This is a genomic window from Streptomyces sp. NPDC058985, assembly GCF_042740985.1.
GTDB lineage: Bacteria > Actinomycetota > Actinomycetes > Streptomycetales > Streptomycetaceae > Streptomyces.
In genome coordinates, this window is sequence record NZ_JBHYJX010000052.1 from 2,462 (window position 1) to 26,193 (window position 23,732).

Below are 23,732 nucleotides of genomic sequence, written 5' to 3' on the forward strand. Positions count from 1 at the left end.
GCGCCGTCTTCGGGGGATTCGCGGCTCCCGGCCCCACCACGATCGGCGCCGTCTTCGGGGGATTCGCGGCTCCCGGCCCCACCACGATCGGCGCCGTCTTCGGGGGATTCGCGGCTCCCGGCCCCACCACGATCGGCGCCGCCCCCGGGGGATTCGCGGCTCCCGGCCCCACCACGATCGGCGCCGCCCCCGGGGGATTCGCGGCCCCCGGCCCCACCACGATCGGCGCCGCCCCCGGGCGACTCGCGGCCCCCGGCCCCACCGCGCCCCGACACGTCGTCCCCCGCGCGCCCGCAACCCGCACCGCCCTGGCAGCCCCTGCCCTCCGCCTCCCCGCAGCCCGAGCCGCCCCGGCAGTCCCCGGCTCCGTCGTCCCCGCAGCCCGAGCCGTCCCCGCCCCCATCGCCACCCGGCGGGGCGCCCGCGCAGCCCGAGCCGTCCCCGCCCCCATCGCCACCCTCGGCACCCGGCGCGGCGCCCGCGCAGCCGCGTGGGCGTACCGCCTCCGGGAGTGGGCCCGCGGATCTCCGGGAGCCGCCGGAGGTGGGGCTGCCGCCGTTGCCGCCGCCGTTCCTTCCCTCGGTGGCGCCGAGGCCGCTGCCGGAACCGGGCGCCGGACCCGCGCGGGACTTCGTCGGGTCCGGGCCGCCCACCTACGACCCCGAGCCCACCGCCCTGCCGGCCGCCGACCCCGACGGGCTCGACGACCTGGTGCCGGACACCGTGCTGGACGGTGCCCGGTACGGGACATGCACCCTGCGGGCCGCCTCGGTGCGCGGCGACTCCGCCCGGTACCGGGGCGAGCCGCGGCGCGACGCGCTGCTCGTCGCCCGGTTCGGCGCGGGCGAGCACGCGCTGGTCCTGGTGGCGATGGCCACCGGCACCCGTGCGACCGCCGGGGCGCACCGCGCGGCGGCCGAGGTCTGCCGGTGGATCGGAGCCGCCGTGGGCCGCAGCCACGCCCGGCTCGCAGAGGACCTGCGGGCCGCCCGGCGCGGCGACCTCAAGTCCGGCCTGCACCGCCTCACCGACCGCAGCCTCGGCCGGCTCCGCGCGGGCGCCGCCGAACAGGGCCTGTCCCCGCAGGAGTACGCCGCCTCCCTGCGCTGCCTGATACTCCCCGCCGACCCCGCCTGCCGCACCAGGGTGTTCTTCGGCGTCGGCCCCGGCGGACTGCTGAGGCTGCGCGACGGCACCTGGCGGGACATGGAGCCGACCGCGGGCGACGTCACCGGTGAGCCCGTCCTCGGCTTCGGCTCGCTGCCCAGGGGCACGCCCGCCGACCGGCCGAGCGAGACGCCCGACGGCGACCGGCTCACCATGGACCTCGGCGTCACCGCGCCCCCGGGCCCGTACGGCGTGCCGCACCCCGACGAACCGCCCCGCCGGCCGTTCCGCTTCCGGGCCTCCGTAGCCCGCCCGGGTGATGTGCTGCTGATGTGTACCACGGGCCTGGCCGAGCCCATGCTGACCGAGCCCGAGCTGGGCGGGCTCCTCGCCCGGCGGTGGACGGGCCGCACCCCGCCCGGACTCGGGGAGTTCCTCGCCGACACCGGAGTGCGGGTCAAGGGGTACGCGGACGACCGTACGGCGGCCGCCGTTTGGGAGGCGTGAGGCCGCTCGCTGTGCCATACGTAGAGCCATGGCCAAACAGAACGTCGCGGAACAGTTCGTCGACATCCTGACCCGCGCCGGGGTCGAACGCCTCTACGGAGTCGTCGGCGACAGCCTGAACCCGGTCGTGGACGCCGTGCGCCGGCACAAGGGCATCGACTGGGTGCACGTCCGGCACGAGGAGACCGCCGCCTTCGCCGCCGGCGCGGAGGCCCAGATCACCGGGAAGCTGGCCGCGTGCGCCGGTTCCTGCGGCCCCGGCAACCTCCACCTCATCAACGGGCTCTACGACGCCCACCGCTCCATGGCGCCCGTTCTCGCCCTGGCCTCGCAGATCCCGTCCAGCGAGATCGGCCTGGGCTTCTTCCAGGAGACCCACCCCGACCAGCTGTTCCGCGAGTGCAGCCACTACAGCGAGCTGATCTCCAGCCCGAAGCAGATGCCGAGGCTGCTGCAGACCGCCATCCAGCACGCCGTCGGCCAGGGCGGCGTCAGCGTCGTCTCGCTGCCCGGCGACATCGCGGACGAGCCCGCCCCCAAGGAGGCCGCCGAGAGCGCCCTGGTCACCTCCCGGCCCACCGTCCGCCCCGGCGACGAGGAGATCGACCGCCTGGCGCGGATGATCGACGACGCCGACAGGGTCACCCTGTTCTGCGGCAGCGGCACGGCGGGCGCGCACGCCGAGGTGATGGAGTTCGCAGAGAAGATCAAGTCGCCGGTGGGGCACGCCCTGCGCGGCAAGGAGTGGATCCAGTACGACAACCCGTACGACGTCGGCATGAGCGGACTGCTCGGCTACGGCGCGGCCTACGAGGCCACCCACGAGTGCGACCTGCTGATCCTCGTCGGCACCGACTTCCCGTACAACGCCTTCCTGCCCGACGACGTGCGGATCGCGCAGATCGACGTGCGGCCCGAGCACCTGGGCCGGCGTTCCAAGCTGGACCTCGCGGTGTGGGGCGACGCCCGGGAGACCCTGCGCTGTCTGATCCCGCGGGTGCGGGAGAAGCACGACCGGCGCTTCCTCGACCGGATGCTCAAGAAGCACGCGGACGCGCTGGAGGGCGTCGTCAAGGCGTACACCCGCAAGGTCGACAAACACGTCCCGATCCACCCCGAGTACGTGGCCGCCGTGCTGGACGACCTGGCCGACGACGACGCGGTCTTCACGGTGGACACCGGGATGTGCAACGTCTGGGCCGCCCGCTACATCTCGCCCAACGGGCGGCGCCGCATCATCGGTTCGTTCTCGCACGGCTCGATGGCGAACGCGCTGCCGATGGCGATCGGCGCCCAGTTCACCGACCGGCGCCGGCAGGTCGTCTCGATGTCCGGCGACGGCGGGTTCACCATGCTCATGGGCGACTTCCTCACCCTCGTCCAGCACGATCTGCCGGTGAAGGTCGTCCTCTTCGACAACTCCTCGCTCGGCATGGTGGAGTTGGAGATGCTGGTCGCGGGCCTGCCCTCGCACGGCGTGGCGAACCGGAACCCGGACTTCGCCGCGGTCGCCGAGGCGTGCGGCGCCTTCGGGGCGCGGGTGGAGAAGCCCAAGGATCTGGCGGGGGCGCTGAAGGCCGCGTTCAAGCACAAGGGCCCGGCCCTCGTCGACGTCGTCACCGACCCCAACGCGCTGTCCATCCCGCCGAAGATCAGCGCCGACATGGTCACCGGCTTCGCCCTGTCCGCCTCCAAGATCGTCCTGGACGGCGGGGTCGGGCGCATGCTCCAGATGGCCCGCTCGAACCTGCGCAACGTACCGCGGCCGTGACCGGACGTGGCGGCCGCCGTCAATCGGTATGACTGCCGGGCGCCCGAACGGGCAAGGCTTCCCCCGTGAAGATGTTCGACCGTGAACATGCTCGACCAGAAGGGGGAGACGACATCAGCACGCCGACGGGGGACATGAGGAAGCGGGCGGCGCCGGACCTCAGGCGACGGCTCGGCCGGGCGGACCTGCGGGCGGTGCCCGAGGCCCGGCGGGCCCTGCGCGAGCTGCTGCGGCACTGGGGCGGGCCCGGCCAGTCGGAGATCGCCGAACTGCTCACCAGCGAGCTGGTCACCAACGCGCTGGTCCACACCGGCGAGGGCGCCGTCCTGACCGCCACGGTCGGCCCGCGCGCGCTGCGGGTCGAGGTGCGGGACTACGTCGGCCGGCCGCCTCGGCCGCGCACCCCGGACCCGGAGGAGAGCACCAACGGCAGAGGCCTGGTCCTGGTGCGGTCCCTGGCCGACGACTGGGGCGTACGGCCCTGCGAGGTGGGCAAGTCGGTCTGGTTCGAACTGGACGCCGAAGCCGCCTGAGGCGCCGGCGAACCGGCGCCCCAGGCGGCCTCACGTCGGTGTGCGGTCCGTCAGCCGAACTGCTGCTCCAGGTCCTTGAGCTTGCGCTCCAGGGAGTCCAGGCGCGGCAGGGCCTGGGTGTCGTCCTCCGCGGTGAGGTCGACGGTGACCTGCTCGGTCCCGCCCCGCACCGGCTGGAGGGAGGGGCGCTGGCGCACCGGCAGCTCCGGAGCCGATATCGCAGGCTCCGCGGTGGCGCGCTCGGTGCCCCGCTCCACCTGCTGCACCTCGACCTCGACCTGACGGCCGCCGCGGCCGGGGAAGCCCCGGTGGCCGTGGCCCCGGCTGATCGCCTTGAGCCGGGCGCGCTCCAGGCGCTCCTGCTCGCGCCGCCGCTGCTTGGCCTCCTCCTTCTGGCGCCGGTCGTCGCGCACCTCCTCGACCGCCTCGTCGAGGCTGCGCACGCCCTCGAGGAGCATCAGCGACCAGGCGCGGTACGTCTCCCGGGGCGCCCGCAGCCAGCGCACCATGCGGATCTGCGGCAGCGGACGCGGCACCAGGCCCTGCTCGCGCAGCGCGGCCCGGCGGGTCTGCTTGAGGGCCCGGTCGAACAGCACGGCCGCCGACAGGGACATGCCCGCGAAGAAGTGCGGGGCCCCCGCGTGGCCGAGGCCGCGGGGCGCGTGCACCCAGTTGAACCAGGCCGCGGCGAAAGCGAAGGTCCACACGAGTATGCGCGAGCCGAGTGCCGCGTCACCGTGGCTGGCCTCGCGCACCGCGAGTACGGAGCAGAACATCGCCGCCCCGTCGAGGCCGAACGGGACCAGGTACTGCCAGCCGCCGCTCAGGCCGAGGTTCTGCTCGCCGAAGCCGACCAGACCGTGGAAGGAGAGCGCCGCGGCGACCGCGGCACAGCAGAAGAGCAGGACGTAGGAGACGGTGCCGTACAGGGCCTCCTTGCGCCTGCGCCGCTCCTCCATCCGCTCCCACGAGTCGTCCGCGCCCGCGTCCTTCCCCGGGGAACGCTTGCCGCGCGCGAGCACCGCCACCGCCGCCAGCATGCCCAGGAGCAGCACGGCGCCCGGAAGCAGCCAGTTCAGCGATATGTCGGTCAATCTCATCTGGGGTCCCTTGCAGTGGGATAGGGCGTAACGCCCGCCATGGTGGCCCAAACCCAGCGGCCCTCAGAGGGTTTCGGGGCAAGAGGCCGCCAAGGGAGTGCGAGGGGGTGCCCAGGGCGGCGTTCTGCTCGAACTGCCGCATGAGGGGCGGGAGTTGAGTTCGAATAAGACTACCCGTACGAGTGGTTCGGCGGAAACCTGCCGCGACGCGTGGGGGAGTTGTGAATCGACGTCGGGGATCCTAGCCGACGATCTTGGAGAGGAGGGCGCGGGGTACCGCTCAACTCGCCGTGGCGAGCAGCTTGTTCACCCGGTCCGCGTCGCAGGTGCGCGGGCAGGTGGCGCAGGTGTCCTCGGGGCGCAGGGTGTAGAACATGCAGCAGCTCGCCCGGTCCCGGGTGTGCAGCGGTTCGCCGTCCGGCCCCTTCAGCTCGCGGAAGGCCGCGTCACCGACGTACGGCTTGGTCGCGCCCGGCAGCAGCAGCTCCAGCTCGTGCCGCGCCCGCTCCTGCTCGCCCAGCAGGTGGGCGACGTACCAGAGGCCCTCCACGACCTCGTCGGTCGCCATGCCCCACAGGGCGCGTCCGCGCCGCCGCATGCGGGGGCCGAATCCGGCCAGGACCGGCTCCAGGTGCTCGGCGACCGAGGCCCGCACCTCGGCGCGCAGCGCCTCCTCGTCGGCGACCACCCGGGCGCCGGGCAGTACGGCGGCCGGGTCCCCGGGCAGGCAGGCGAAGCCGGCGCCGCGCACCGCCATGCGGCCCAGCGGGAGACCCTCGGCGGTGCGGTCGTAGGCGACGTGGGCCGCGGGGTAGCGGGGCACCCTGCGGTGCAGGAACCACGGCACGGTGATCAGCAGACAGGCGGGCCACGCGTACCGGTGCAGTCCGAAGCTCGCGATCACGTCCGGGCGGGCCCGCTGCCCGTAGTCCCGCAGCACCTGCGCCTCGTCCCAGGCGAGGAAGTCCGCCAGCTCCGCCCCGCCCGCGGCGAGCGCGTCGCCGCCGACCCAGCCGCCGCCCCGCGGGACCTCGCCGCCGGCGTCCAGCTCGGTGACGCCCAGTCCCGGAAGGACCGCCGACAGGCGCGCGTAGGCGTCCGTGAGGGCCGTGCGGGCGACAGGCATGCGGGACCACCGATCCGAACCGGAAGAACGGGCTGCTTAAAGGTAAGCCTTACCTTACCCAACATGTTCGGGATTTGAACTGACGGCCCCTGCCCCTATGGTGCTTGACGGACAGGTGACAACCCGCCGTAATGACCCCAAGTACCGACACGTCCCACAGGAGGACCCGTGAGGCCCAGCGCGCAGGGTGCCCCTGAGGCGGAGGCCGCCGCCCAGGTGCGGGTGCCGGCCCAGCCACGGTCCGCGGACGTGGACCGGGCGGGGAACGTGGACCGGGCCAGGACGCGCGGCGCCGGGGAACCGGTCGCCACCGCGCGCGGCGAGCACACCCACGGCGAACCCCCGCCGCCCCGCCCGCGCCCCCTCGTCCAGCGCTCCTCCGTACGCGGGCAGATCCTCGACGCCCTGCGCACCGCGCTGGTCACCGGCGAGCTGCGGCCCGGCGAGGTCTACTCGGGGCCCGCGCTCGGCGAACGGTTCGGAGTCTCGGCCACCCCCGTACGGGAGGCCATGCAGCAGCTCGCCCTGGAGGGCGCCGTCGAGGTCGTCCCCAACCGGGGCTTCCGCGTCGTCGAGCGCGGCGACCGCGAACTGGCCGAGCTGGCCGAGGTCCGGGCGCTGATCGAGGTCCCGGTCTGGCTGCGCCTGGCCCGCACGGTGCCCGCCGAGCGCTGGGCTCAGCTGCGCCCCCTCGCCGAGGCCGCCGTCCGGGCCGCGTCCGCCGGCTGCCCGGCCACCTACGCCGAGGCCGACCGGGCCTTCCACCGCGCGGTGCTCGCGCTGGCCGGCAACGACCAGCTCGTGCACATCGCCGGCGACCTGCACCGCCGCGCCCAGTGGCCGCCGGCCGGCATCCGCGCGGCCCGCGGCCGGGCCGACCTGATCGCCGACGCGCACGAGCACACGGCCCTGCTGGACGCGCTGATCGCCGACGACCAGGAGCTGGTGCGGACCCTGGTGGGGGAGCACTTCACCGGGACCCGCTGAGCGAGGCGCCCCGGGGGAGAACTCCCCCGCCCGTTACGGGACCTCCTGCCGTTCCGTGCGGCCGGCCGGTACGCGCCCGCCGTTCTTCCGCGCTGTGCCGGGCCTTCCGGAGCGGGACCCCGCGTCGCGGCCGTGCAGCTCGATGGCGAGCGGAGAGGCGGTGAAGACCGAGGAGTACGTGCCGACCGCCACGCCGATCAGCAGCGCGAGCGCGAAGTCGGTGAGCGAGCCGTCGGCGAGGACCGCCAGCGGGGCGAGGACGAGGACCGCGCCCAGGCCCGTGTTGACCGTGCGCGGGAGGGTCTGCAGGATCGCGTCGCTGGTCAGCCGGTCGAACGGTGTCTTCCGCTCCCGGCCCAGCAGTTCCCGGACGCGGTCGAAGAGGACCACCGAGTCGTTGACCGAGTAGCCGATCACGGTCAGCAGTGCGGCCAGGAACACCCCGTCCACCGGCTTGCCCAGCCAGGCGAACACACCCACCAGGACGACCACGTCGTGGGCGAGCGCGCCGACCGCCGCCGTGCCGAACAGCAGGCGGAACCGGGCCGCGAGGTAGGCCAGCTGGGCGGTCAGGGCCAGGCCGAGGGCGATCAGGGCGTCCCGGCGCAGCTCCTCGCCGAGGCTCGGGCCGATCAGCTCGTCACGGACCGTCTCCGCCCCGCCGCCCAGATCGGCGACGGTCCGGGTGACGGTCGCCGTCTCGGCGTCGGTCAGTTCCTCCGTGCGCACCGTGAGGTCGCCGTCGCCGGAGGACTGGACGACGGCGCGTGGGAAGCCCGCGTCGGCGAGGGCGCTCCGGGCCCGGTCGGGATCGACCGGGGTGGTGGTGGAGTACTCGATGAGCCGGCCGCCGGTGAACTCGATGCCGAAGTCCAGGCCGCGCACCAGGATGCCGGAGCCCGCCGCCACGAGGACGACCAGGGAGGCCGCCAGCCAGCGGCGCGGGCGGCGCATGAGGAACGGGGCGCGGCGCAGCAGGACGTCGCGGACCGGACCGGTGGAGGAGATGCCGGTGACGCGCGGGTGGCGGAGGACGGCCGGGCGGCCCGAGGCGAACTCGGCCAGCACGCGGGTGATCACCAGGGCGCTGACCATGGAGGCCAGCACACCGATCCCGAGGGTGACGCCGAAGCCCTTCACCGGGCCGGAGGCCAGGAAGAACAGCAGGGCGGCGGCGATCAGCGTGGTGATGTTGGAGTCGGCGATCGCGCTGAAGGCGCCGCGGAAGCCGGCGGTCAGCGCCGACCGCGTGCTCGGACGGGCACGGGCGGCCTGTTCCTCGCGGGCCCGTTCGAAGACGAGGACGTTGGCGTCCACCGCCATGCCGATCGACAGGACGAAGCCGGCCAGGCCGGGCAGGGTGAGGGTCGCGCCGACCGCGGCCAGGGCGGCGTAGGAGATCAGGCCGTAGCAGAGCAGGGCCACGGTCGCCAGGGCGCCCATGAGCCGGTAGACGACGATGACGAACAGCGCGGTCAGCGCGGTTCCGATGACGGCGGCCCGGGCGCCGGCCGAGATGGCCTCGTCGCCCAGGGTCGCGCCGATGGTGCGCTGCTCGACGGTCTCGACCGGTACGGGCAGGGCGCCGCCCTCGACGAGCAGGGCCAGTTCGCGGGCCTCCGCGTCGTCGAAGGAGCCGGTGATCTGCGTGGAGCCGCCGGTGATGCCCGCCCCGCAGGCCACGGAGGGGTCGACCTGCGGTGAGGAGATGATCTTGTTGTCGAGCACGATGGCGACCCGGCGCTGCGCGTCGCCGGCCGGGTGGCAGGCCGCCTCGCCGGTCACCCGGGCCCAGCGGGCGCCGCCGTCGTCCTTGAAGTCGACGGTGACGTGCCAGCCCGCTCCGCTCTGCTGGTCGAAGCGGGCGTCGGCGCCCTTGACGTCCTGCCCGGTCAGTGCGGCGTCCTTCAGCCGCAGGTACTGCCCGGACTCGTCCGGCACCACCCGCTCGCCGTCCCCGGCCTCCGCGGCCTTCTCCGCCGCGCCGAGCACCGGGTGGACGGTCAGCTGTGCGGTGCGGCCCAGCACGCCGGCGGCCTGCTTCGGGTCCTGGACGCCCGGCAGCTCGACGACGACGCGGTTCTCGCCGGAGCGGACGATGGCCGGCTCGGCGACACCGAGGGCGTCGATGCGGCCGCGCAGCACCTCCACGGTGCGGTCGGTGGCCTCCCGGTCGGCCTCGGTGGTCTCGGTGGACTTGGTCTCCAGCACGATCTGGGTGCCGCCGCGCAGGTCGAGCCCGAGGCGGACCGGCAGGGTCAGGGCGATGGCCACGGACACGGCCGGCACGGCGAGTGCGGCGAGCGCGCGGACGTTCAGGGAGCGGGACCGCGCGCGCGTACGAGGGCGGGAAGGGGGACGGGAGCGTTTCAACACGGGCCTCCGGCGGGCACGCCGCGGCGGCGGCCGAGCGCGGCCGCGGCGGAAGAAGGGAAAAGGTCGGGGGTCGAGGTGCCTCATGTGCCGGAGGAGAGAGGCGGTGCCCGACCGCTGTCATGGCTCCTGCGGCCGGGGGAGACCGGCACCGGACCCGGCGCTGCCACGGTCCGCGTGTGTGTTCCGGGGGCGGCGCCCGAGCCGTCCGCGGTGGCGGTCGCCTGGTGGTCCGGTGCCGTCGGGCCCTCGCCCGGAAGGTCGTGCCGGGCCCGGGGCTGGACGGCGCAGGCCGGTGTACACCCGTCGTCCGCGTGCAGGTCCGGGGCGGGGTGCGGCAGTGCCGTGGCGGCGGCCGCCGCGAGCGGACCACCGGGACCGACGTGGACGCCGACGGTGGACCAGGCGGGGACCAGCGGCAGCAGGACACCGAGCAGGACGGTCAGCACTGTCGCGAGCCGCCGGCGCATGCACCGTCCTCTTTCGCTGTGGGTGGATGGGCCTGGGGAGCCCGGGCTCCGGGGCCGGTCAGGGTTCGATGAGACCGGCGCGGATGGCGTACCGGGTCAGGTCCAGGCGGTCGCGCAGGCCCAGCTTGTGCAGCAGGTTGGCCCGGTGCCGCTGGACGGTCTTGACGCTGATGAAGAGGATCTCGGCGATCTCCTTCGAGGAGTGGCCCTCGGCGACGAGCTTGAGGACCTCCTCCTCGCGCGGGGTGACGACGTGGTCGGCGCTCTCCTCGCCGTGCCGGACCCGGTCCAGGTAGTTGCGGATCAGGGCGGTCACGGCGCCCGGGTACAGGAAGGGCTCGTCGCGCATCGCGGCGCGGCAGGCGGCGACCAGGTCGCGGTCGGCGACCGACTTGAGCACGTATCCGCAGGCCCCCGACTTCAGCGCCTGGAACAGGTACTGCTCGTTGTCGTGCATCGTGAGCATCAGGATGCGCAGCTCCGGCCGGAGCGTGGACAGCTCGCGGGCGGCCTGGAGGCCGGTGAGGCGGGGCATCGCGATGTCCAGGACCGCGAGGTCGGCGTCGTGGGCGCGCGCCATGTCGACGGCCTCCGCGCCGTCCCCGGCCTCGGCGACCACCTCCAGGTCCGGCTCCCGGTCGAGGATGAGGCGCACACCGCGGCGTACCAGCGCGTGGTCGTCGGCGAGCAGGATGCGGATCTTCGGGTCGGACATGGTCAGGGCTGCTTCCTGGGGACGGGTGCGGTGAGCCGGATCCGGGTGCCGGCCTCCGGAGCCGAGGTGATGTCGAGGTCGGCCCCGATCAGCAGGGCCCGTTCGCGCATGCCGCGGATGCCGGCGCCCTCGCACGCCGCCTCCATGCCGCGGCCGTCGTCGGCGACGGTGAGGGTCACCGCGCCGTCGGCGGGGGAGAGGCCCACCTCCAGCCGCCCGGCGTCCGCGTGCCGGGCGGTGTTGGTCATGCTCTCCTGCGCCACGCGGTAGAGGACCAGCTCGGTCTCCGGGTCCAGGGCGGGCAGATCCGCGTCGAAGCGCCGCACGACCCGCAGACCGGTGTGGGCGGCGAAGTCGTGCGTCAGCGAGGACAGTGCGCTGATCAGGCCCAGGTCGTCCAGCACGCCGGGCCGCAGCCGGCGCACCAGGCGCCGTACCTCGTCGAGGCTCTCCCGGGTGATCTCCTGAGCCTGCCGCAGCTCCTCGCGCAGGGGCTCGTGGGCGTCGCCCGCCGCGCGCCCCAGGACCAGCAGGATCGCGGTCATGCTCTGCCCGACCTCGTCGTGCAGCTCCTGGGCGATGCGCCGCCGCTCCGCCTCCTGGGCGAGCAGCACCCGGGCGGTGCTCGTGGCCCGCTCGTGCTCCAGCCGGTCGAGCATCGCGTTGAAGGTGCGGATCAGCTCGGGCACCTCGCCGCCGCCGGAGACCGGCAGCCGCTGCCCGGGGCGGAGCAGGTCCACCGTGGTCATCAGCTTCGTCAGCCGGTCCAGCGGGGCCAGGCCCCAGCGCAGCAGGGCGCCGTTGGCCACCAGCATCACGGCCAGGCCGCCCACCAGGATGACGGCCTCGGTCAGCAGGACCGGGACGGAGACGGTCACCGGGGCCCACAGCAGCAGTGCCGTGGCGAAGCCCAGCACCACCGCGTTGAGCCCGAAGATCCGCCAGAACAGGGACACCGGGGTACGCCTCCTTCCGGGACGCCGCGGCCCAGGCCGCGACAGAGCAAGCGACCAGCTTCCCCCGTCCGCCGTCCCCGGGTCGATGGGGTCCGACCCTCATTTCCCGGCGGCCGCTCACCCATCCGGCCGCCCGCGCACGCCGCCGAGTGGGCCCCGCGTCCCCACCGGAATGGGCTCCGCGCCCGATGGGTTTCCCCCCGCGGTCCGGCCATGGTGGGGGCGGACCGGGTCCGAACGGCCCGGCGCTCGCCGTACCCGCACTCCGAAGACTTCGAGAGCTCCGAACGCTCCGAAGACTTCGGAGACTCCGAGAAAGAAGGACGCACCGTGTCGCTCGACGCCCCCCGCACCGAACCCCGCCCCGAGCGGCCGACCGCCGACGAGGCGCGCCTGCGCCTCGAACACGCCCGCGCCACCCGGATGACCCAGCTCCGGGCCCTCGACGAGAGCGGGCAGGCGGACGACCAGCTGATGGCCGCGCAGCAGGCCGCGATCGAGCGGGTGCTCAAGGAGATCGACGAAGCCTTCGCCCGGGTCGAGGAGGGCACCTACGGCGCCTGCCGGGGCTGCGGCAAGCCCGTCCCGGGGGAGCGCCTGGAGATCCTGCCGTACACCCGGTACTGCGTCGCCTGCCAGCGCCGAACCGCAGGGGCCGGGTGACGGTACTCGTCCGGAAGCCCGTTTCCGACCGTGGTGATCCGGGGGTTCCGTCGGTCGCGGGTCCGTCGGGTGTCCCGCCCGATGGAGGCCGTAGTGGTCATGGGTTTGCCGAGGACGGGAGGTGGGGCCGCTCCGGGCAACTGACCGGAGGCGGCAGCAGGACGCTCGCCGGTACCGGGCGCCGGCCGCGCCCGCCGTGACGGTGACGAGTGAGCCGGCCGAACGCCCGGTCCCCGAAGTGGAAGGCGAAGCAGTAGGTTCGTGGAGCGCGCAGCTCCGCGAGCAGCGTCATACGGGCGTTGATCACGCCGTCGACATCCACGTCGGGTCCGGACGGCCATTCCGGGACCCGCGACACCGGCACCATGAATCCGTCCCACGACGGTGCTCCCACCTCCACTCCGCCGTTCCGGAAAGGACCCCAGGCCGGTGTGGTCCGTGTGCAGATGAGTGAAGTCGGGTACGCCCCTCAGGCAGGGTCGGTCACCTCGCGCCGGGTCATGCGCACGACCAGGCCGCCGATGACCGCGAGGCTCAGCAGGACGACACCGAAGATCGTGGCACCGTCCGTCAGTCCCACCGCGTCGCTGAGGTAGCCGGCCGAGACGGGCAGGGCGCCGGCGGGGATGTAGCCGCCCACGTTGAGCGCGGCGTTGGCCTCGGCCAGACGCCGCGGCGGCACGCTGGAGTTGAGCAGCGACAGGCCGCCGAGCTGGCCCATGCCCTGTCCCGCACCGGCCAGCAGCGCGGACAGGACGAGGACGGTCACCGTCGAACTCTGCACGGCCACGATCAGCGTGATCATGCTCAGTGTGGTGCTCACCACGCCGGCCGTGAGGATGGTGCGCCGGCTCAGCCGCCGCACGGCGAACTGCACGCCGGTCGCCGCGAGGAACATCACGAACGCCATGGCGCCGGCGACGATCCGGCTGGTGGTGCCGAGCAGCCCGGACAGGAGCGAGGGGCCGAGGGAGAGAACGAAGGACGTGGCGGTGATGCCGGGGGCGAACACCGCGATACCCAGGGCGAGCTGACGCCCGTTGCCGCGCGGCACGCCGGGAACTCGCACCCAGGTGCCCCCGGCCCGCGCCTCGGGACGGGGCACCGGCATGCGCAGCACCGCGAGCACCGCCGTGGCGAGGAGTGCGGCCTCGACGACGAAGACGGTCACGGTCGGGGCGGGTGCCACCTCGGAGAGCACTCCGGCGACCAGTGGGCCCAGGCCGGCACCGAAGACCATCGCGCAGGACGCGAGCAGCGCGGCGATCCGCTTGCGCTCGGGTCCGGCGACATCGGTGACCGCGGCCATCCCCGCCGAGACGACGGCACCCACCGCGATGCCGGTGAACAGCCGGGCCACGATCAGCGCGGTCACGCTGCCGGCGGTCGCGAAGACCAGGCAGGCGGCGAGGGCGAGCCCGAGCGCGGGCAGCAGGACGGGCTTGCGGCCGAGCCGGTCGGACACCACACCGGAGACGAGCAGCGAGCCGATGAGCCCGACGATGTAGAACGCGAACACCACGGTCAGGGTGCCCTTGGAGAACCCGATGTCCCGCTGCCACAGCACGTACAGCGGAGTCGCCGCGTTGGAGAGGACGAAGACGGCGGTGACCGGCCAGGCGGCCAGCCACACCCACCACAGGGGCACGCCGGGCCGCGCGCCGGCTTGCCCGCCGTCTGCGTCCCGCCTCCCCTCGGCGACGTGGACGGACGTGCTTCGGGCCTTGGGCATGGCAGTTCCTCCCGATCATTGCTGCCGGCTCACCAGCAGTACGACTTCAATCGAACTTAGCAGGCAGTACGATTGAAGTCGTACATAGGAATCGCGTGATGAGGACCTGCCTATGCCCGAGCCCACGGCCCCCGCGCCGGCTGTCAGAGTGCTTCCCGAGCCGCCCGGCCTGCCCGCACCTCTCCCGGAGCCGCCCGTGGAGGAACTGCGCCTGGAGATCGTCCTCGGTGCTCTCAGTGACCCCTTGCGTCTGACGATCGTCCGCAGACTTCTGCTCGAGTCCGAGGAGTTCGACCACACCTGCGGCTGGTTCGGCTTCGACCGGCCGAAGTCGTCGCTGACCCACCACTTCAAGGCGCTCCGCGAGGCCGGGGTCACCCGCCAGCGCCAGTACGGCCTGGAACGCCGCAGCCACGTACGCGTCGCCGACCTCAATGCCCGCTTTCCCGGACTCCTCGACCTGGTCGTGGCCTGGCGTCCGCGGGACTGACGGAGCGGACGGCGCGGCCGGGTGGGCTGTCCGGGGTCGGCTGTCCGGGCGGATCCGACGGGCGTGGCGCGCGGGTGCGGCCGGAGATGGCGGGTCCGAGGTGGCGGGTCCGTGGCGGCTGTGCGGAGCGCGACCTGTGGGGAGCGCGGGCTGTGCGGGCGCCTGCACGCCGCCGGACGGGCGGCCGCGGCCGTAGCCGTCCGAGCCGGCGTCCGCGCGGCCGGATACCCGTCGATCCGTCCGAGCCGACGTTCGCACGGGCGGCCGCGGCCGTAGTCGGTCGAACCGGCGTCCCCGTGGCCGGATGCCCGTCGATCCGTCTGAGCCGGCGTCTGCGCGGCCGGATGCCCGTCGATCCGTCCGAGCCGACGTTCGCACGGGCGGCCGCGGCCGTAGTCGGTCGAACCGGCGTCCCCGTGGCCGGATGCCCGTCGATCCGTCCGAGCCGGCGTCCCCGTGGCCGGATGCCCGTCGATCCGTCCGAGCCGGCGTCCCCGTGGCCGGATGCCCGTCGATCCGTCCGAGCCGGCGTCCGCCCGGCCGGATGCCCGCCGATCGTGGCGAGGGCCCCCGCCCGCGCGGCCGGCGTCCGCGCGGCCGGATGCCCGCCGACCGTGGCGAGGGCCCCCGCCCGCGCACGGGTGCCCGGACGGGTGAGGGGGCGGTCCGGCGCCCGTGGCGCCCGCGCCGGCGTCAGGCCGTCGCCGCGTCCGGGGCCGGCGGGGTGAGGTGCTGGGCCAGCCAGGTCGGTACGCCGCCCAGCAGTCGGAACAGCCGTCGGGCCTCGTCCCGCAGCCGGGACGCCTCCGGTTCCGTCTCCGCGTCCGCGAGGGACGCCAGCGCGGGCGCGGTGCCGACGAGGTACCCCAGTTCCTCGCGGATCCGCAGGGACTCGGCGAAGCCGTGCCGCGCCTCGGCCAACTCGCCCTCCCGCAGGGCGAGTCCGGCCAGATGCCGCCAGGTGAAGGAGAGCAGCAGCGGTTGCCCGTGCGCGGTCGCCCCGGCGTGCGCGCGCCGGTACGCCGCGCGGGCGGACTGCGGTGAGCGGCTCAGGTTCTCCGCGACCAGTCCGCGCCGGAAGTCCAGCAGCGCCCGCCCGCCGGCCCCCGGCGCGATCAGCGCCGCCGCCCGGCCCAGCGCGGCCCGCGCCTCGTCGGCCCGGTCGCGCACCTGGTGCACGGTGGCCGCGTAGGCGAGTTGCCCGCGTTCACAGGCGGCGGCCCCGCGCTCGTCGTCGCTGTGGGCCAGCGCCTCCGCGGTGCGCAGCGCGTCCTCGGCCTCCGCCCAGCCCTGCTCGGTGTACAGGCACCGCTCCACCAGCAGCGCGGTCCGCTGCAGGGCGGTGGCCGCGGTGACCGGCTCCAGCAGGGCCGCCGCGTCGGCCCAGCAGGCGCGCGAGCGCAACCGCCACACCGCGGTCTGGAGCGGATCGTCACCCTCGGTCGTTCCCCAACCAGAACCAGCCATGGCGGAATGCGCCACGTCGCCCTCCCCTTAGCACGCCATCGAGCTCTCGAGTGGTGGCCGCATCTCAGCATGGATCCGGCGGCCCGGCCAAGGGGATGGGTGAAAGATTTCACAAAGTCGTGGGACTTCCCGCGCCCGAGGTTTGGGGATGTCGCGGGCCGGAAAGCGCCCGCCGCCTCAGCTCATCCGCAGTGCGAGGAAGAAATCCAGCTTGTCCTCCAGGCGCGACAGGTCACGCCCCGTCAACTGCTCGATCCGGCCGACGCGGTAGCGCAGCGTGTTGACGTGCAGGTGGAGCCGGTTCGCGCAGCGTGTCCAGGAGCCGTCGCTGTCGAGGAAGGCCTCCAGCGTCGGGATCAGCTCGGCGCGGTGGCGGCGGTCGTAGTCGCGCAGCGGGTCGAGCAGCCGCGCGGTGAAGGCGCGCCGGACGTCGTCGGGGACGAAGGGGAGCAGCAGCACGTGCGAGGCCAGTTCCTGGTGGCCCGCCGCGCAGACCCGGCCGGGCCGCGCCGCGGCCACCCGCCGCGCGTGCCGGGCCTCCTCCAGCGCCCCGCGCAGCCCCTCCGCCGAGTGCACGGCCGCGCTGACGCCGAGCGTGACCCGCCCGTCCCCGTCCAGCCCCGCGGACAGCGGTTCCCGTACGGACTCCAGCAGCGCGTCCGCGAGGACGCCGGTCTCGGAGCCGTCGTGCTCGGTGGAGACCGCCGGGAGCGGTACGAGGGCCACGGCCTCGTCACCGGTGTGCGCCACGGCGATGCGGTCGGAGTGCTCGGGGCCCGTGGCGTGCGGGTCGACGAGGATCTCCTCCAGCAGTGACTGGGCGACCGGGCCGGTCTCCGCCGCGCCGTCCTCCCACTCGACGCGGGCCACCACGACCTGCCAGTGCGGGGCGGCGCCGAGTCCGGGCAGCAGCACCGGCGCCGCCACCCGCAGCCGGGCCGCGATCTCGGCGGGCGCGGCGCCCGTCTGCACCAGTTCCAGGACCTCCTGCGCCAGCCGCCGCCGCACCGTGCGGGCCGCGTCCCGGCGGTCCCGCTCGACCGCGATCAGCTGCGTGACCCCGTACAGCAGGTCGAGCCGCTCCTCGGCCCAGTCCCCGGCGTCCGCCTCCACCACGAGGAGCCACTCCGACAGCACCGTCTCCCGTACCTCCCGGGAGACCCCCACCGCCTGCGGGGCGCGGGCGCCGGCCCGCACCGGGAAGACGCTGTACGTGCTGCCCGCCACCGGCACCCGGTGCGGTGCGCGCCGCCCCGCGCGGGTGGCCGCCAGGTGCTCCGCGGCCAGCCGCGCGCACACCTCGGCGGGCAGCGCGGGGCCCGCCGCCTTCGAGCCCGCGACCGGCCGCCCGGTCGGCGACAGCACCCAGGCCCGCAGGTCCAGGTCGGAGCCGAGCAGGTCGAGGACCACGTCGGGGCCGCCGCCCGCGGGTCCCGAGGTCATCATCCGGCGGTGCCGGTCCACCACGGCCGCGAGGTCGCCGGCCCGCTCGCCCGACACCTGCCGGACGACGTGCTCGGTGATGGTCGCGAAGGCCACCGACTCGTGCACCGCGAACAGCGGCAGCCGGTGCCGCACGCAGGCCAGCACCAGGTCCTCCGGCACGCTCCCCAGCTCCGCCTCACCGGCGGCCAGGGCGCTCACGCCGGACTGCACCAGGAGACGCACGAACGGCTCGGAATCGTCGGCGTCCCGTCGCCAGGCCAGGCCGGTGAGCACCAGTTCACCGCCCGAGAGGTAGCGGCTGGGGTCCCGCAGGTCGGTGGTCATCACGCCGCGGACCGATCGGTCCAGCTCGTCCTCGCCGCCGAGCAGCTTGAGGCCCAGCGCGTCGGTGTCCAGCAGTGCGCGCAGCCGCATTCTCGTCGCCGCCGATCTTTGTCTCGAAGTGTTCCAGGTCACGCGGCTGTGGCGCGCGTTTCCGGAGGAAAACGAGGAGGTTACTGAGGACCTCCTTTCATACGAATCTACAAGATGCCTGCCCTGGCCAGCCAACTCCTTCATGGTTTCTGCGACTGACCCCGGTGGAGCACAGGGCGGTGTACTGAGCCCAATCCACGTGAACAGCACATGAACGAGCCGGGCCCGCCGCACACGGATTGGCTCAATCTGTACGCCCCACAAGTAGACGAAGAAGAGAGCCGGTCATGGACTTCCTTCGCCCCGCCAGCTGGGAGGAGGCGCTCGCCGCCAAGGCCGAGCACCCCACCGCTGTGCCGATCGCGGGTGGCACCGACGTGATGGTCGAGATCAACTTCGACCACCGCCGGCCCGAGTACCTCATGGACCTCAACCGCATCGGCGACCTCTTCGAGTGGGAGGTCGGCGAGGACTCCGTACGGCTCGGCGCCTCCGTGCCCTACACCAGGATCATGGAGGACCTGCGCGCCGAGCTGCCGGGTCTCGCCCTCGCCTCGCACACGGTCGCCTCCCCGCAGATCCGTAACCGCGGCGGCGTGGGCGGGAACCTCGGCACCGCCTCCCCGGCCGGCGACGCCCACCCGGCGCTGCTCGCCGCCGGCGCCGAGGTCGAGGCCGAGTCGGTGCGCGGCAGGCGCCTGATCCCGATCGACCAGTTCTACACGGGCGTCAAGCGCAACGCCCTGGAGCCCGACGAGCTGATCCGTGCCGTGCACGTGAAGAAGGCCGACGGACCCCAGCAGTTCTCGAAGGTCGGCACCCGCAACGCCATGGTCATCGCCGTGTGCGCCTTCGGCCTCGCCCTGCACCCCGAGACCCGCACCGTGCGCACCGGCATCGGCTCGGCCGCCCCCACCCCCGTGCGGGCCAAGGCGGCCGAGGAGTTCCTGAACGCGGCGCTCGAAGAGGGCGGCTTCTGGGACAGCGGAAAGATCATCACCCCGTCGGTCGCCAAGCAGTTCGCCGAGCTGTGCTCCGGCGCCTGCAACCCGATCGACGACGTCCGCGGCACCGCGAACTACCGCCGCCACGCCGTCGGCGTCATGGCCCGCCGGACGCTGACCTGGACCTGGGAGTCGTACCGCGGCACCCGCACCGCCACGGAGGGAGCTGCGTAATGCGCGTCAACTTCACTGTCAACGGACGTCCGCAGGAAGCCGACGACGTGTGGGAGGGCGAGTCCCTGCTGTACGTGCTGCGCGAGCGGATGGGCCTGCCCGGCTCCAAGAACGCCTGCGAGCAGGGCGAGTGCGGCTCCTGCACGGTCCGCCTGGACGGCGTGCCGGTCTGCTCCTGCCTGGTCGCGGCCGGACAGGCGCAGGGCCGCGAGATCGTCACCGTCGAGGGCCTCGCGGAGTTCGCCAAGGACCGCGCCGAGGGCTGCGCCACCGGCGCCTGCGGAAGCGAGGCCGGCAAGGGGACCACCCTCGACCAGGCCAAGCGCTGGCAGGCCGGCGGCACCGACTCCCAGACCGGCGAGGGCACCGAACTGGCCCCGATCCAGCAGGCGTTCATCGACGCCGGCGCCGTCCAGTGCGGCTTCTGCACGCCCGGACTGCTGGTCGCCGCCGACGAGATGCTGGAGCGCAACCCGAACCCGTCCGACGCGGACATCCGTGAGGCGCTGTCGGGCAACCTGTGCCGCTGCACGGGCTACGAGAAGATCATGGACGCGGTCCGCCTGGCCGCGGCCCGTCAGTCCGAGGGGGTCTGAACATGGCTGCCACCGGCGCACCCACCAAAATCACCCAGGGTTCCCAGACCAAGGGCGGCATCGGCGAGTCCACGCTCCGCCCGGACGGCACCCTCAAGGTCACCGGCGAGTTCGCGTACTCGTCCGACATGTGGCACGAGGACATGCTCTGGGGCCAGATCCTGCGCTCCACCGTCGCGCACGCCGAGATCGTCTCCATCGACACCGGCGAGGCCCTCGCGATGGCCGGCGTCTACGCCGTCATGACGTACGACGACCTGCCCACCGAGGTACGCAACTACGGCCTGGAGATCCAGGACACCCCCGTCCTCGCCCACGGCAAGGTCCGCCACCACGGCGAGCCGGTCGCCATCGTCGCCGCCGACCACCCGGAGACCGCGCGCCGCGCCGCCGCCAAGATCAAGGTGGAGTACCGGGAACTGCCCGTCATCACCGACGAGGCCTCCGCGACGGCGCCCGACGCGATCCTCGTCCACGAGGGCCGCGACGACCACCACATCGGCCACGTCCCGCACCCCAACATCGTGCACCGCCAGCCGATCGTCCGCGGCGACGCCGACGCGGCCGCCGCGCGCGCCGACGTGATCGTCAAGGGCGAGTACTACTTCGGCATGCAGGACCAGGCCTTCCTCGGCCCCGAGTCCGGCCTCGCGGTGCCGTCCGAGGACGGCGGCGTCGAGCTGTACGTCGCCACCCAGTGGCTGCACTCCGACCTCAAGCAGATCGCCCCGGTGCTCGGCCTGCCCGAGGACAAGGTCCGCATGACGCTGTCCGGCGTCGGCGGCGCCTTCGGCGGGCGCGAGGACCTGTCGATGCAGATCCACGCCTGCCTGCTGGCGATGCGCACCGGCAAGCCGGTCAAGATCGTCTACAACCGCTTCGAGTCCTTCTTCGGCCACGTGCACCGCCACCCGGCCCGCCTCTTCTACGAGCACGGCGCCACCAAGGACGGCAAGCTCACCCACCTCAAGTGCCGGATCGTCCTGGACGGCGGCGCCTACGCCTCCGCCTCCCCGGCGGTCGTCGGCAACGCCTCCTCGCTCGCCGTCGGGCCCTACGTGATCGACGACGTGGACATCGAGGCCATCGCCCTCTACTCCAACAACCCGCCCTGCGGCGCCATGCGCGGCTTCGGCGCGGTCCAGGCGTGCTTCGCCTACGAGGCGCAGATGGACAAGGTCGCCAAGGAACTCGGCATGGACCCGGTGGAGTTCCGCCGGATCAACGCCATGGAGCAGGGCACCATCATGCCCACCGGCCAGCCGGTCGACTCCCCGGCGCCGGTCGCCGAACTGCTGCGCCGCGTCAAGGCGATGCCGATGCCGCCGGAGCGCCAGTGGGAGTCCAGCGAGGGCTCCGACGTACGGCAGCTGCCCGGCGGTCTGTCCAACACCACGCACGGCGAGGGCGTCGTCCGCGGCGTCGGCTACGCGGTCGGCATCAAGAACGTCGGCTTCTCCGAGGGCTTCGACGACTACTCCACCGCCAAGGTCCGCATGGAGGTCATCGGCGGCGAGCCGGTGGCCACCGTGCACACCGCCATGGCGGAGGTCGGCCAGGGCGGCGTCACCGTCCACGCGCAGATCGCCCGCACCGAGCTGGGCGTCACCCAGGTCACCATCCACCCGGCCGACACCCAGGTCGGCTCGGCCGGCTCCACCTCGGCCTCCCGGCAGACGTACGTCACCGGCGGCGCCGTGAAGAACGCCTGCGAGCTGGTGCGCGAGAAGGTCCTGGAGATCGGGCGCCGCAAGTTCGGCTCCTACCACCCCGCCTGGGCCACCGCCGAACTCCTGCTGGAGGGCGGCAAGGTCGTCACCGACGGCGGCGAGGTCCTCGGCAACCTGGTCGACGTCCTGGAGGGGGAGACCGTCGAGGTCGAGGAGGAGTGGCGGCACCGGCCCACCGAGGCGTTCGACCTGCGCACCGGTCAGGGCAACGGCCACGTCCAGTACTCCTTCGCCGCGCACCGCGCCGTCGTCGAGGTCGACACCGAGCTAGGCCTGGTGAAGGTCATCGAACTGGCCTGCGCGCAGGACGTCGGCAAGGCGCTCAACCCGCTGTCCGTCATCGGTCAGATCCAGGGCGGCACCACCCAGGGGCTGGGCATCGCCATCATGGAGGAGATCGTCGTCGACCCCAAGACGGCGAAGGTCAGGAACCCCTCCTTCACGGACTACCTGCTCCCCACCATCCTCGACACGCCGACGATCCCGGTCGACGTGCTCGAACTCGCCGACGACCACGCGCCGTACGGGCTGCGCGGCATCGGCGAGGCCCCCACCCTGTCGTCCACCCCGGCGGTCCTCGCGGCCATCCGGAACGCGACGGGGCTGGCGCTCGACCGCACGCCGGTACGGCCGGAACACCTCACCGGCACGGCGTGAGTTGAACCTCCGGGCGGCGTACTGGAACGTCACACACTCCGCGCCGCCCGGAGCACCGACCGGGTCCCGTCCCGCTCGCGGGCCTCGAAGTACCAACCCACATGCGTTCGTCTCGGGCCGTCCCCCGGGTCGTGCACATCCCAAATCCCCGCAGCCGCCCCAGCGGCACGCGCGGGTGCCCCTTTGAACCTTGGGAGACGGCCCCATGACCCAGCAGTCAGTGGAGCCCAAGACCACCGCCGAGGACGCGGGCGCGGGTTCCCGCGTCCCCTCCGGCCGGTCTTGGCTCGACCGGTACTTTCACATATCGCACAGAGGATCCACGGTCGCGCGTGAGGTGCGCGGCGGCATCACCACCTTCATGGCGATGGCGTACATCGTCCTGCTCAACCCGGTCCTCCTCGGCGGCAAGGACGTCGCGGGCGACACCCTCAGCCAGAAGGCCCTGATCACCGCGACGGCGCTCGCCGCGGCGGTCACCACGCTCCTCATGGGCTTCATCGGCAAGGTGCCGCTGGCCCTGGCCGCCGGACTCTCGGTGTCGGGCGTCATCGCCGGCCAGGTCGTCCCCCAGATGACCTGGGGACAGGCCTTCGCCATGTGCGTGATGTACGGCGTGGTCATCATGCTGCTCGTGGTCACCGGGCTGCGCGAGATGATCATGAACGCGATCCCGCTCGCCCTCAAGCACGGCATCACGATGGGCATCGGCCTCTTCATCGCCATCATCGGCCTGGTGAAGGGCGGCTTCGTGCACGCCGGCGAGGCGACCCCGCTCACCCTCGGCCCCGCCGGTGAACTCGCCGGCTGGCCCGTGCTGCTCTTCGCGGGCACGCTGCTCCTGATCTTCATGCTCCAGGCGCGCAACACCCCGGGCGCCATCCTGATCGGCATCGTCACCGGCACCATCGTCGCCGCGGTGCTGAACGCCGCCGGGGTCATCGACCCCAAGCAGTGGGCGAACGGCGCTCCGGAACTGCACGGCAGCGCGGTCTCCATGCCGGACTTCTCGCTCTTCGGCACGCTGGAGTTCGGCGGCTGGGGCCAGGTCGGCGCGATGACCGTCGGCATGATCGTCTTCACGCTGGTGCTGGCCGGGTTCTTCGACGCGATGGCCACCATCATCGGCGTCGGCACCGAGGCCAAGCTCGCCGACGACAAGGGCCGCATGCCGGGCCTGTCGAAGGCGCTGTTCATCGACGGCGCCGGCGGCGCCATCGGCGGTGTGGCGGGCGGCTCCGGCCAGACCGTCTTCGTGGAGTCCGCGACCGGCGTCGGCGAGGGCGCCCGCACCGGGCTCGCCTCGGTCGTCACCGGCGCGTTCTTCGCGGCCTGCCTCTTCTTCACGCCGATCACCGCGATCGTGCCGCAGGAGGTGGCCTCCGCCGCCCTGGTCGTCATCGGAGCGATGATGATGATGAACGCCCGGCACGTGGACTGGGCCGACCGGGCCACCGCGATCCCGGTCTTCCTGACCGTCGTCCTGATGCCGTTCACGTACTCCATCACGGCGGGTGTCGCCGCCGGAGTGATCTCCTACGTCGCCATCAAGGTCGCCCAGGGCAAGGCCCGGGAGATCGGCGCGTTCATGTGGGCCCTGACGGTGATCTTCGTCGTCTACTTCGCCCTCAACCCGATCGAGAGCTGGCTGGGCGTGCACTAGCCGCCACGACGGGAACCCTTTCACGTACCCCTTGTCTCAGGAGGACCGACA

General features: G+C 73.5%; 19 protein-coding genes. 10 read left to right on the forward strand and 9 right to left on the reverse strand.

Translation table 11 applies throughout. The annotated features are described in order from the left end of the window. Positions 1-582: 582 nt before the first annotated feature. The 3 genes from ACFW01_RS32450 (at position 583) to ACFW01_RS32460 (ending at position 3,918) form a co-directional block, all read left to right on the forward strand. On the forward strand, positions 583-1,614 hold the full coding sequence (locus ACFW01_RS32450; protein WP_384509632.1) for a protein phosphatase 2C domain-containing protein: 1,032 nt from the start codon (positions 583-585) through the stop codon (positions 1,612-1,614). Between the two features lie 28 nt (positions 1,615-1,642). Beyond that, positions 1,643-3,385: a pyruvate dehydrogenase gene (locus ACFW01_RS32455; protein ID WP_384509635.1), complete on the forward strand. Its 1,743-nt coding sequence runs from the start codon at positions 1,643-1,645 to the stop codon at positions 3,383-3,385. Between the two features lie 134 nt (positions 3,386-3,519). Further along, positions 3,520-3,918 carry an ATP-binding protein gene (locus tag ACFW01_RS32460; RefSeq protein WP_234960950.1) on the forward strand — a complete coding sequence of 133 codons (399 nt, stop codon included), beginning with the start codon at positions 3,520-3,522 and terminating at the stop codon, positions 3,916-3,918. A gap of 50 nt (positions 3,919-3,968) precedes the next feature. Here the strand turns inward: ACFW01_RS32460 and ACFW01_RS32465 are convergent, their stop codons facing one another. Then, the gene (locus ACFW01_RS32465) at positions 3,969-5,018 is read right to left on the reverse strand and encodes a DUF2637 domain-containing protein (protein WP_234960951.1); all 1,050 of its coding nucleotides are present in this window, start codon (positions 5,016-5,018) and stop codon (positions 3,969-3,971) included. Positions 5,019-5,298: 280 nt separating this feature from the next. Next, positions 5,299-6,144: a (2Fe-2S)-binding protein gene (locus ACFW01_RS32470; RefSeq protein WP_384509639.1), complete on the reverse strand. Its 846-nt coding sequence runs from the start codon at positions 6,142-6,144 to the stop codon at positions 5,299-5,301. A gap of 168 nt (positions 6,145-6,312) precedes the next feature. On the opposite strand from ACFW01_RS32470, the gene ACFW01_RS32475 reads away from it, so the two are divergent. Next, positions 6,313-7,131, forward strand: a complete 819-nt coding sequence (locus ACFW01_RS32475; RefSeq protein WP_234960953.1) for a GntR family transcriptional regulator — start codon at positions 6,313-6,315, stop codon at positions 7,129-7,131. A gap of 33 nt (positions 7,132-7,164) precedes the next feature. On the opposite strand, the gene secD is transcribed toward ACFW01_RS32475, so the two are convergent. From secD to ACFW01_RS32495, 4 genes are all read right to left on the reverse strand, one after another. Beyond that, a complete protein-coding gene (gene secD, locus ACFW01_RS32480; protein ID WP_384509642.1) occupies positions 7,165-9,504 on the reverse strand; it encodes a protein translocase subunit SecD in 2,340 nt (779 codons plus the stop codon). 83 nt (positions 9,505-9,587) lie between these two features. Further along, positions 9,588-9,974, reverse strand: a complete 387-nt coding sequence (locus ACFW01_RS32485) for a hypothetical protein (protein ID WP_384509645.1) — start codon at positions 9,972-9,974, stop codon at positions 9,588-9,590. Positions 9,975-10,032: 58 nt separating this feature from the next. Beyond that, positions 10,033-10,689: a response regulator gene (locus ACFW01_RS32490; protein ID WP_384509649.1), complete on the reverse strand. Its 657-nt coding sequence runs from the start codon at positions 10,687-10,689 to the stop codon at positions 10,033-10,035. 2 nt (positions 10,690-10,691) lie between these two features. Continuing rightward, entirely contained in the window at positions 10,692-11,645 is a 954-nt protein-coding gene (locus tag ACFW01_RS32495) for a sensor histidine kinase (protein WP_234960956.1), read from the reverse strand. Between the two features lie 330 nt (positions 11,646-11,975). Between ACFW01_RS32495 and ACFW01_RS32500 the strand changes: the two genes are divergently transcribed. Next, the gene (locus ACFW01_RS32500) at positions 11,976-12,308 is read left to right on the forward strand and encodes a TraR/DksA C4-type zinc finger protein (protein ID WP_384509653.1); all 333 of its coding nucleotides are present in this window, start codon (positions 11,976-11,978) and stop codon (positions 12,306-12,308) included. Positions 12,309-12,777: 469 nt separating this feature from the next. On the opposite strand, the gene ACFW01_RS32505 is transcribed toward ACFW01_RS32500, so the two are convergent. Further along, positions 12,778-14,040 (reverse strand): MFS transporter, encoded by a 1,263-nt coding sequence (locus ACFW01_RS32505; RefSeq protein WP_384509656.1) that lies wholly within the window; start codon positions 14,038-14,040, stop codon positions 12,778-12,780. A 112-nt stretch (positions 14,041-14,152) separates the two neighbouring features. Here ACFW01_RS32505 and ACFW01_RS32510 point away from each other — a divergent pair, with 112 nt between their 5' ends. Continuing rightward, the gene (locus ACFW01_RS32510; protein ID WP_384509659.1) at positions 14,153-14,530 is read left to right on the forward strand and encodes an ArsR/SmtB family transcription factor; all 378 of its coding nucleotides are present in this window, start codon (positions 14,153-14,155) and stop codon (positions 14,528-14,530) included. Between the two features lie 693 nt (positions 14,531-15,223). Here the strand turns inward: ACFW01_RS32510 and ACFW01_RS32515 are convergent. Together ACFW01_RS32515 and ACFW01_RS32520 are read right to left on the reverse strand one after the other, a co-directional pair. Continuing rightward, entirely contained in the window at positions 15,224-16,012 is a 789-nt protein-coding gene (locus tag ACFW01_RS32515; protein WP_384509662.1) for a hypothetical protein, read from the reverse strand. 162 nt (positions 16,013-16,174) lie between these two features. Next, entirely contained in the window at positions 16,175-17,857 is a 1,683-nt protein-coding gene (locus tag ACFW01_RS32520; protein ID WP_234960960.1) for a PucR family transcriptional regulator ligand-binding domain-containing protein, read from the reverse strand. Positions 17,858-18,144: 287 nt separating this feature from the next. On the opposite strand from ACFW01_RS32520, the gene ACFW01_RS32525 reads away from it, so the two are divergent. The 4 genes from ACFW01_RS32525 (at position 18,145) to ACFW01_RS32540 (ending at position 23,681) form a co-directional block, all read left to right on the forward strand. Beyond that, complete coding sequence (locus ACFW01_RS32525) at positions 18,145-19,035, forward strand: xanthine dehydrogenase family protein subunit M (protein ID WP_234960961.1); 891 nt, start codon at positions 18,145-18,147, stop codon at positions 19,033-19,035. After that, the gene (locus tag ACFW01_RS32530) at positions 19,035-19,631 is read left to right on the forward strand and encodes a (2Fe-2S)-binding protein (RefSeq protein ID WP_234960962.1); all 597 of its coding nucleotides are present in this window, start codon (positions 19,035-19,037) and stop codon (positions 19,629-19,631) included. Before ACFW01_RS32525 ends, ACFW01_RS32530 begins: the two co-directional genes overlap by 1 nt. A gap of 2 nt (positions 19,632-19,633) precedes the next feature. Next, complete coding sequence (locus ACFW01_RS32535; RefSeq protein WP_234960963.1) at positions 19,634-22,018, forward strand: molybdopterin cofactor-binding domain-containing protein; 2,385 nt, start codon at positions 19,634-19,636, stop codon at positions 22,016-22,018. Between the two features lie 205 nt (positions 22,019-22,223). After that, positions 22,224-23,681, forward strand: a complete 1,458-nt coding sequence (locus tag ACFW01_RS32540) for an NCS2 family permease (protein ID WP_234960964.1) — start codon at positions 22,224-22,226, stop codon at positions 23,679-23,681. Positions 23,682-23,732 lie beyond the last annotated feature (51 nt).

What these genes read in the sequence shown, in the direction of transcription:
- ACFW01_RS32460 (WP_234960950.1), top strand. Translation starts at nt 3,520, where the DNA reads ATGAGGAAGCGGGCGGCGCCGGACCTCAGGCGACGGCTCGGCCGGGCG.
- ACFW01_RS32505 (WP_384509656.1), bottom strand. Translation starts at nt 14,040, where the DNA reads ATGCCCAAGGCCCGAAGCACGTCCGTCCACGTCGCCGAGGGGAGGCGG.
- ACFW01_RS32530 (WP_234960962.1), top strand. Translation starts at nt 19,035, where the DNA reads ATGCGCGTCAACTTCACTGTCAACGGACGTCCGCAGGAAGCCGACGAC.
- ACFW01_RS32525 (WP_234960961.1), top strand. Translation starts at nt 18,145, where the DNA reads ATGGACTTCCTTCGCCCCGCCAGCTGGGAGGAGGCGCTCGCCGCCAAG.
- ACFW01_RS32540 (WP_234960964.1), top strand. Translation starts at nt 22,224, where the DNA reads ATGACCCAGCAGTCAGTGGAGCCCAAGACCACCGCCGAGGACGCGGGC.
- ACFW01_RS32490 (WP_384509649.1), bottom strand. Translation starts at nt 10,689, where the DNA reads ATGTCCGACCCGAAGATCCGCATCCTGCTCGCCGACGACCACGCGCTG.
- ACFW01_RS32520 (WP_234960960.1), bottom strand. Translation starts at nt 17,857, where the DNA reads ATGCGGCTGCGCGCACTGCTGGACACCGACGCGCTGGGCCTCAAGCTG.
- ACFW01_RS32470 (WP_384509639.1), bottom strand. Translation starts at nt 6,144, where the DNA reads ATGCCTGTCGCCCGCACGGCCCTCACGGACGCCTACGCGCGCCTGTCG.
- ACFW01_RS32510 (WP_384509659.1), top strand. Translation starts at nt 14,153, where the DNA reads ATGCCCGAGCCCACGGCCCCCGCGCCGGCTGTCAGAGTGCTTCCCGAG.
- ACFW01_RS32535 (WP_234960963.1), top strand. Translation starts at nt 19,634, where the DNA reads ATGGCTGCCACCGGCGCACCCACCAAAATCACCCAGGGTTCCCAGACC.
- ACFW01_RS32485 (WP_384509645.1), bottom strand. Translation starts at nt 9,974, where the DNA reads ATGCGCCGGCGGCTCGCGACAGTGCTGACCGTCCTGCTCGGTGTCCTG.
- ACFW01_RS32455 (WP_384509635.1), top strand. Translation starts at nt 1,643, where the DNA reads ATGGCCAAACAGAACGTCGCGGAACAGTTCGTCGACATCCTGACCCGC.
- ACFW01_RS32465 (WP_234960951.1), bottom strand. Translation starts at nt 5,018, where the DNA reads ATGAGATTGACCGACATATCGCTGAACTGGCTGCTTCCGGGCGCCGTG.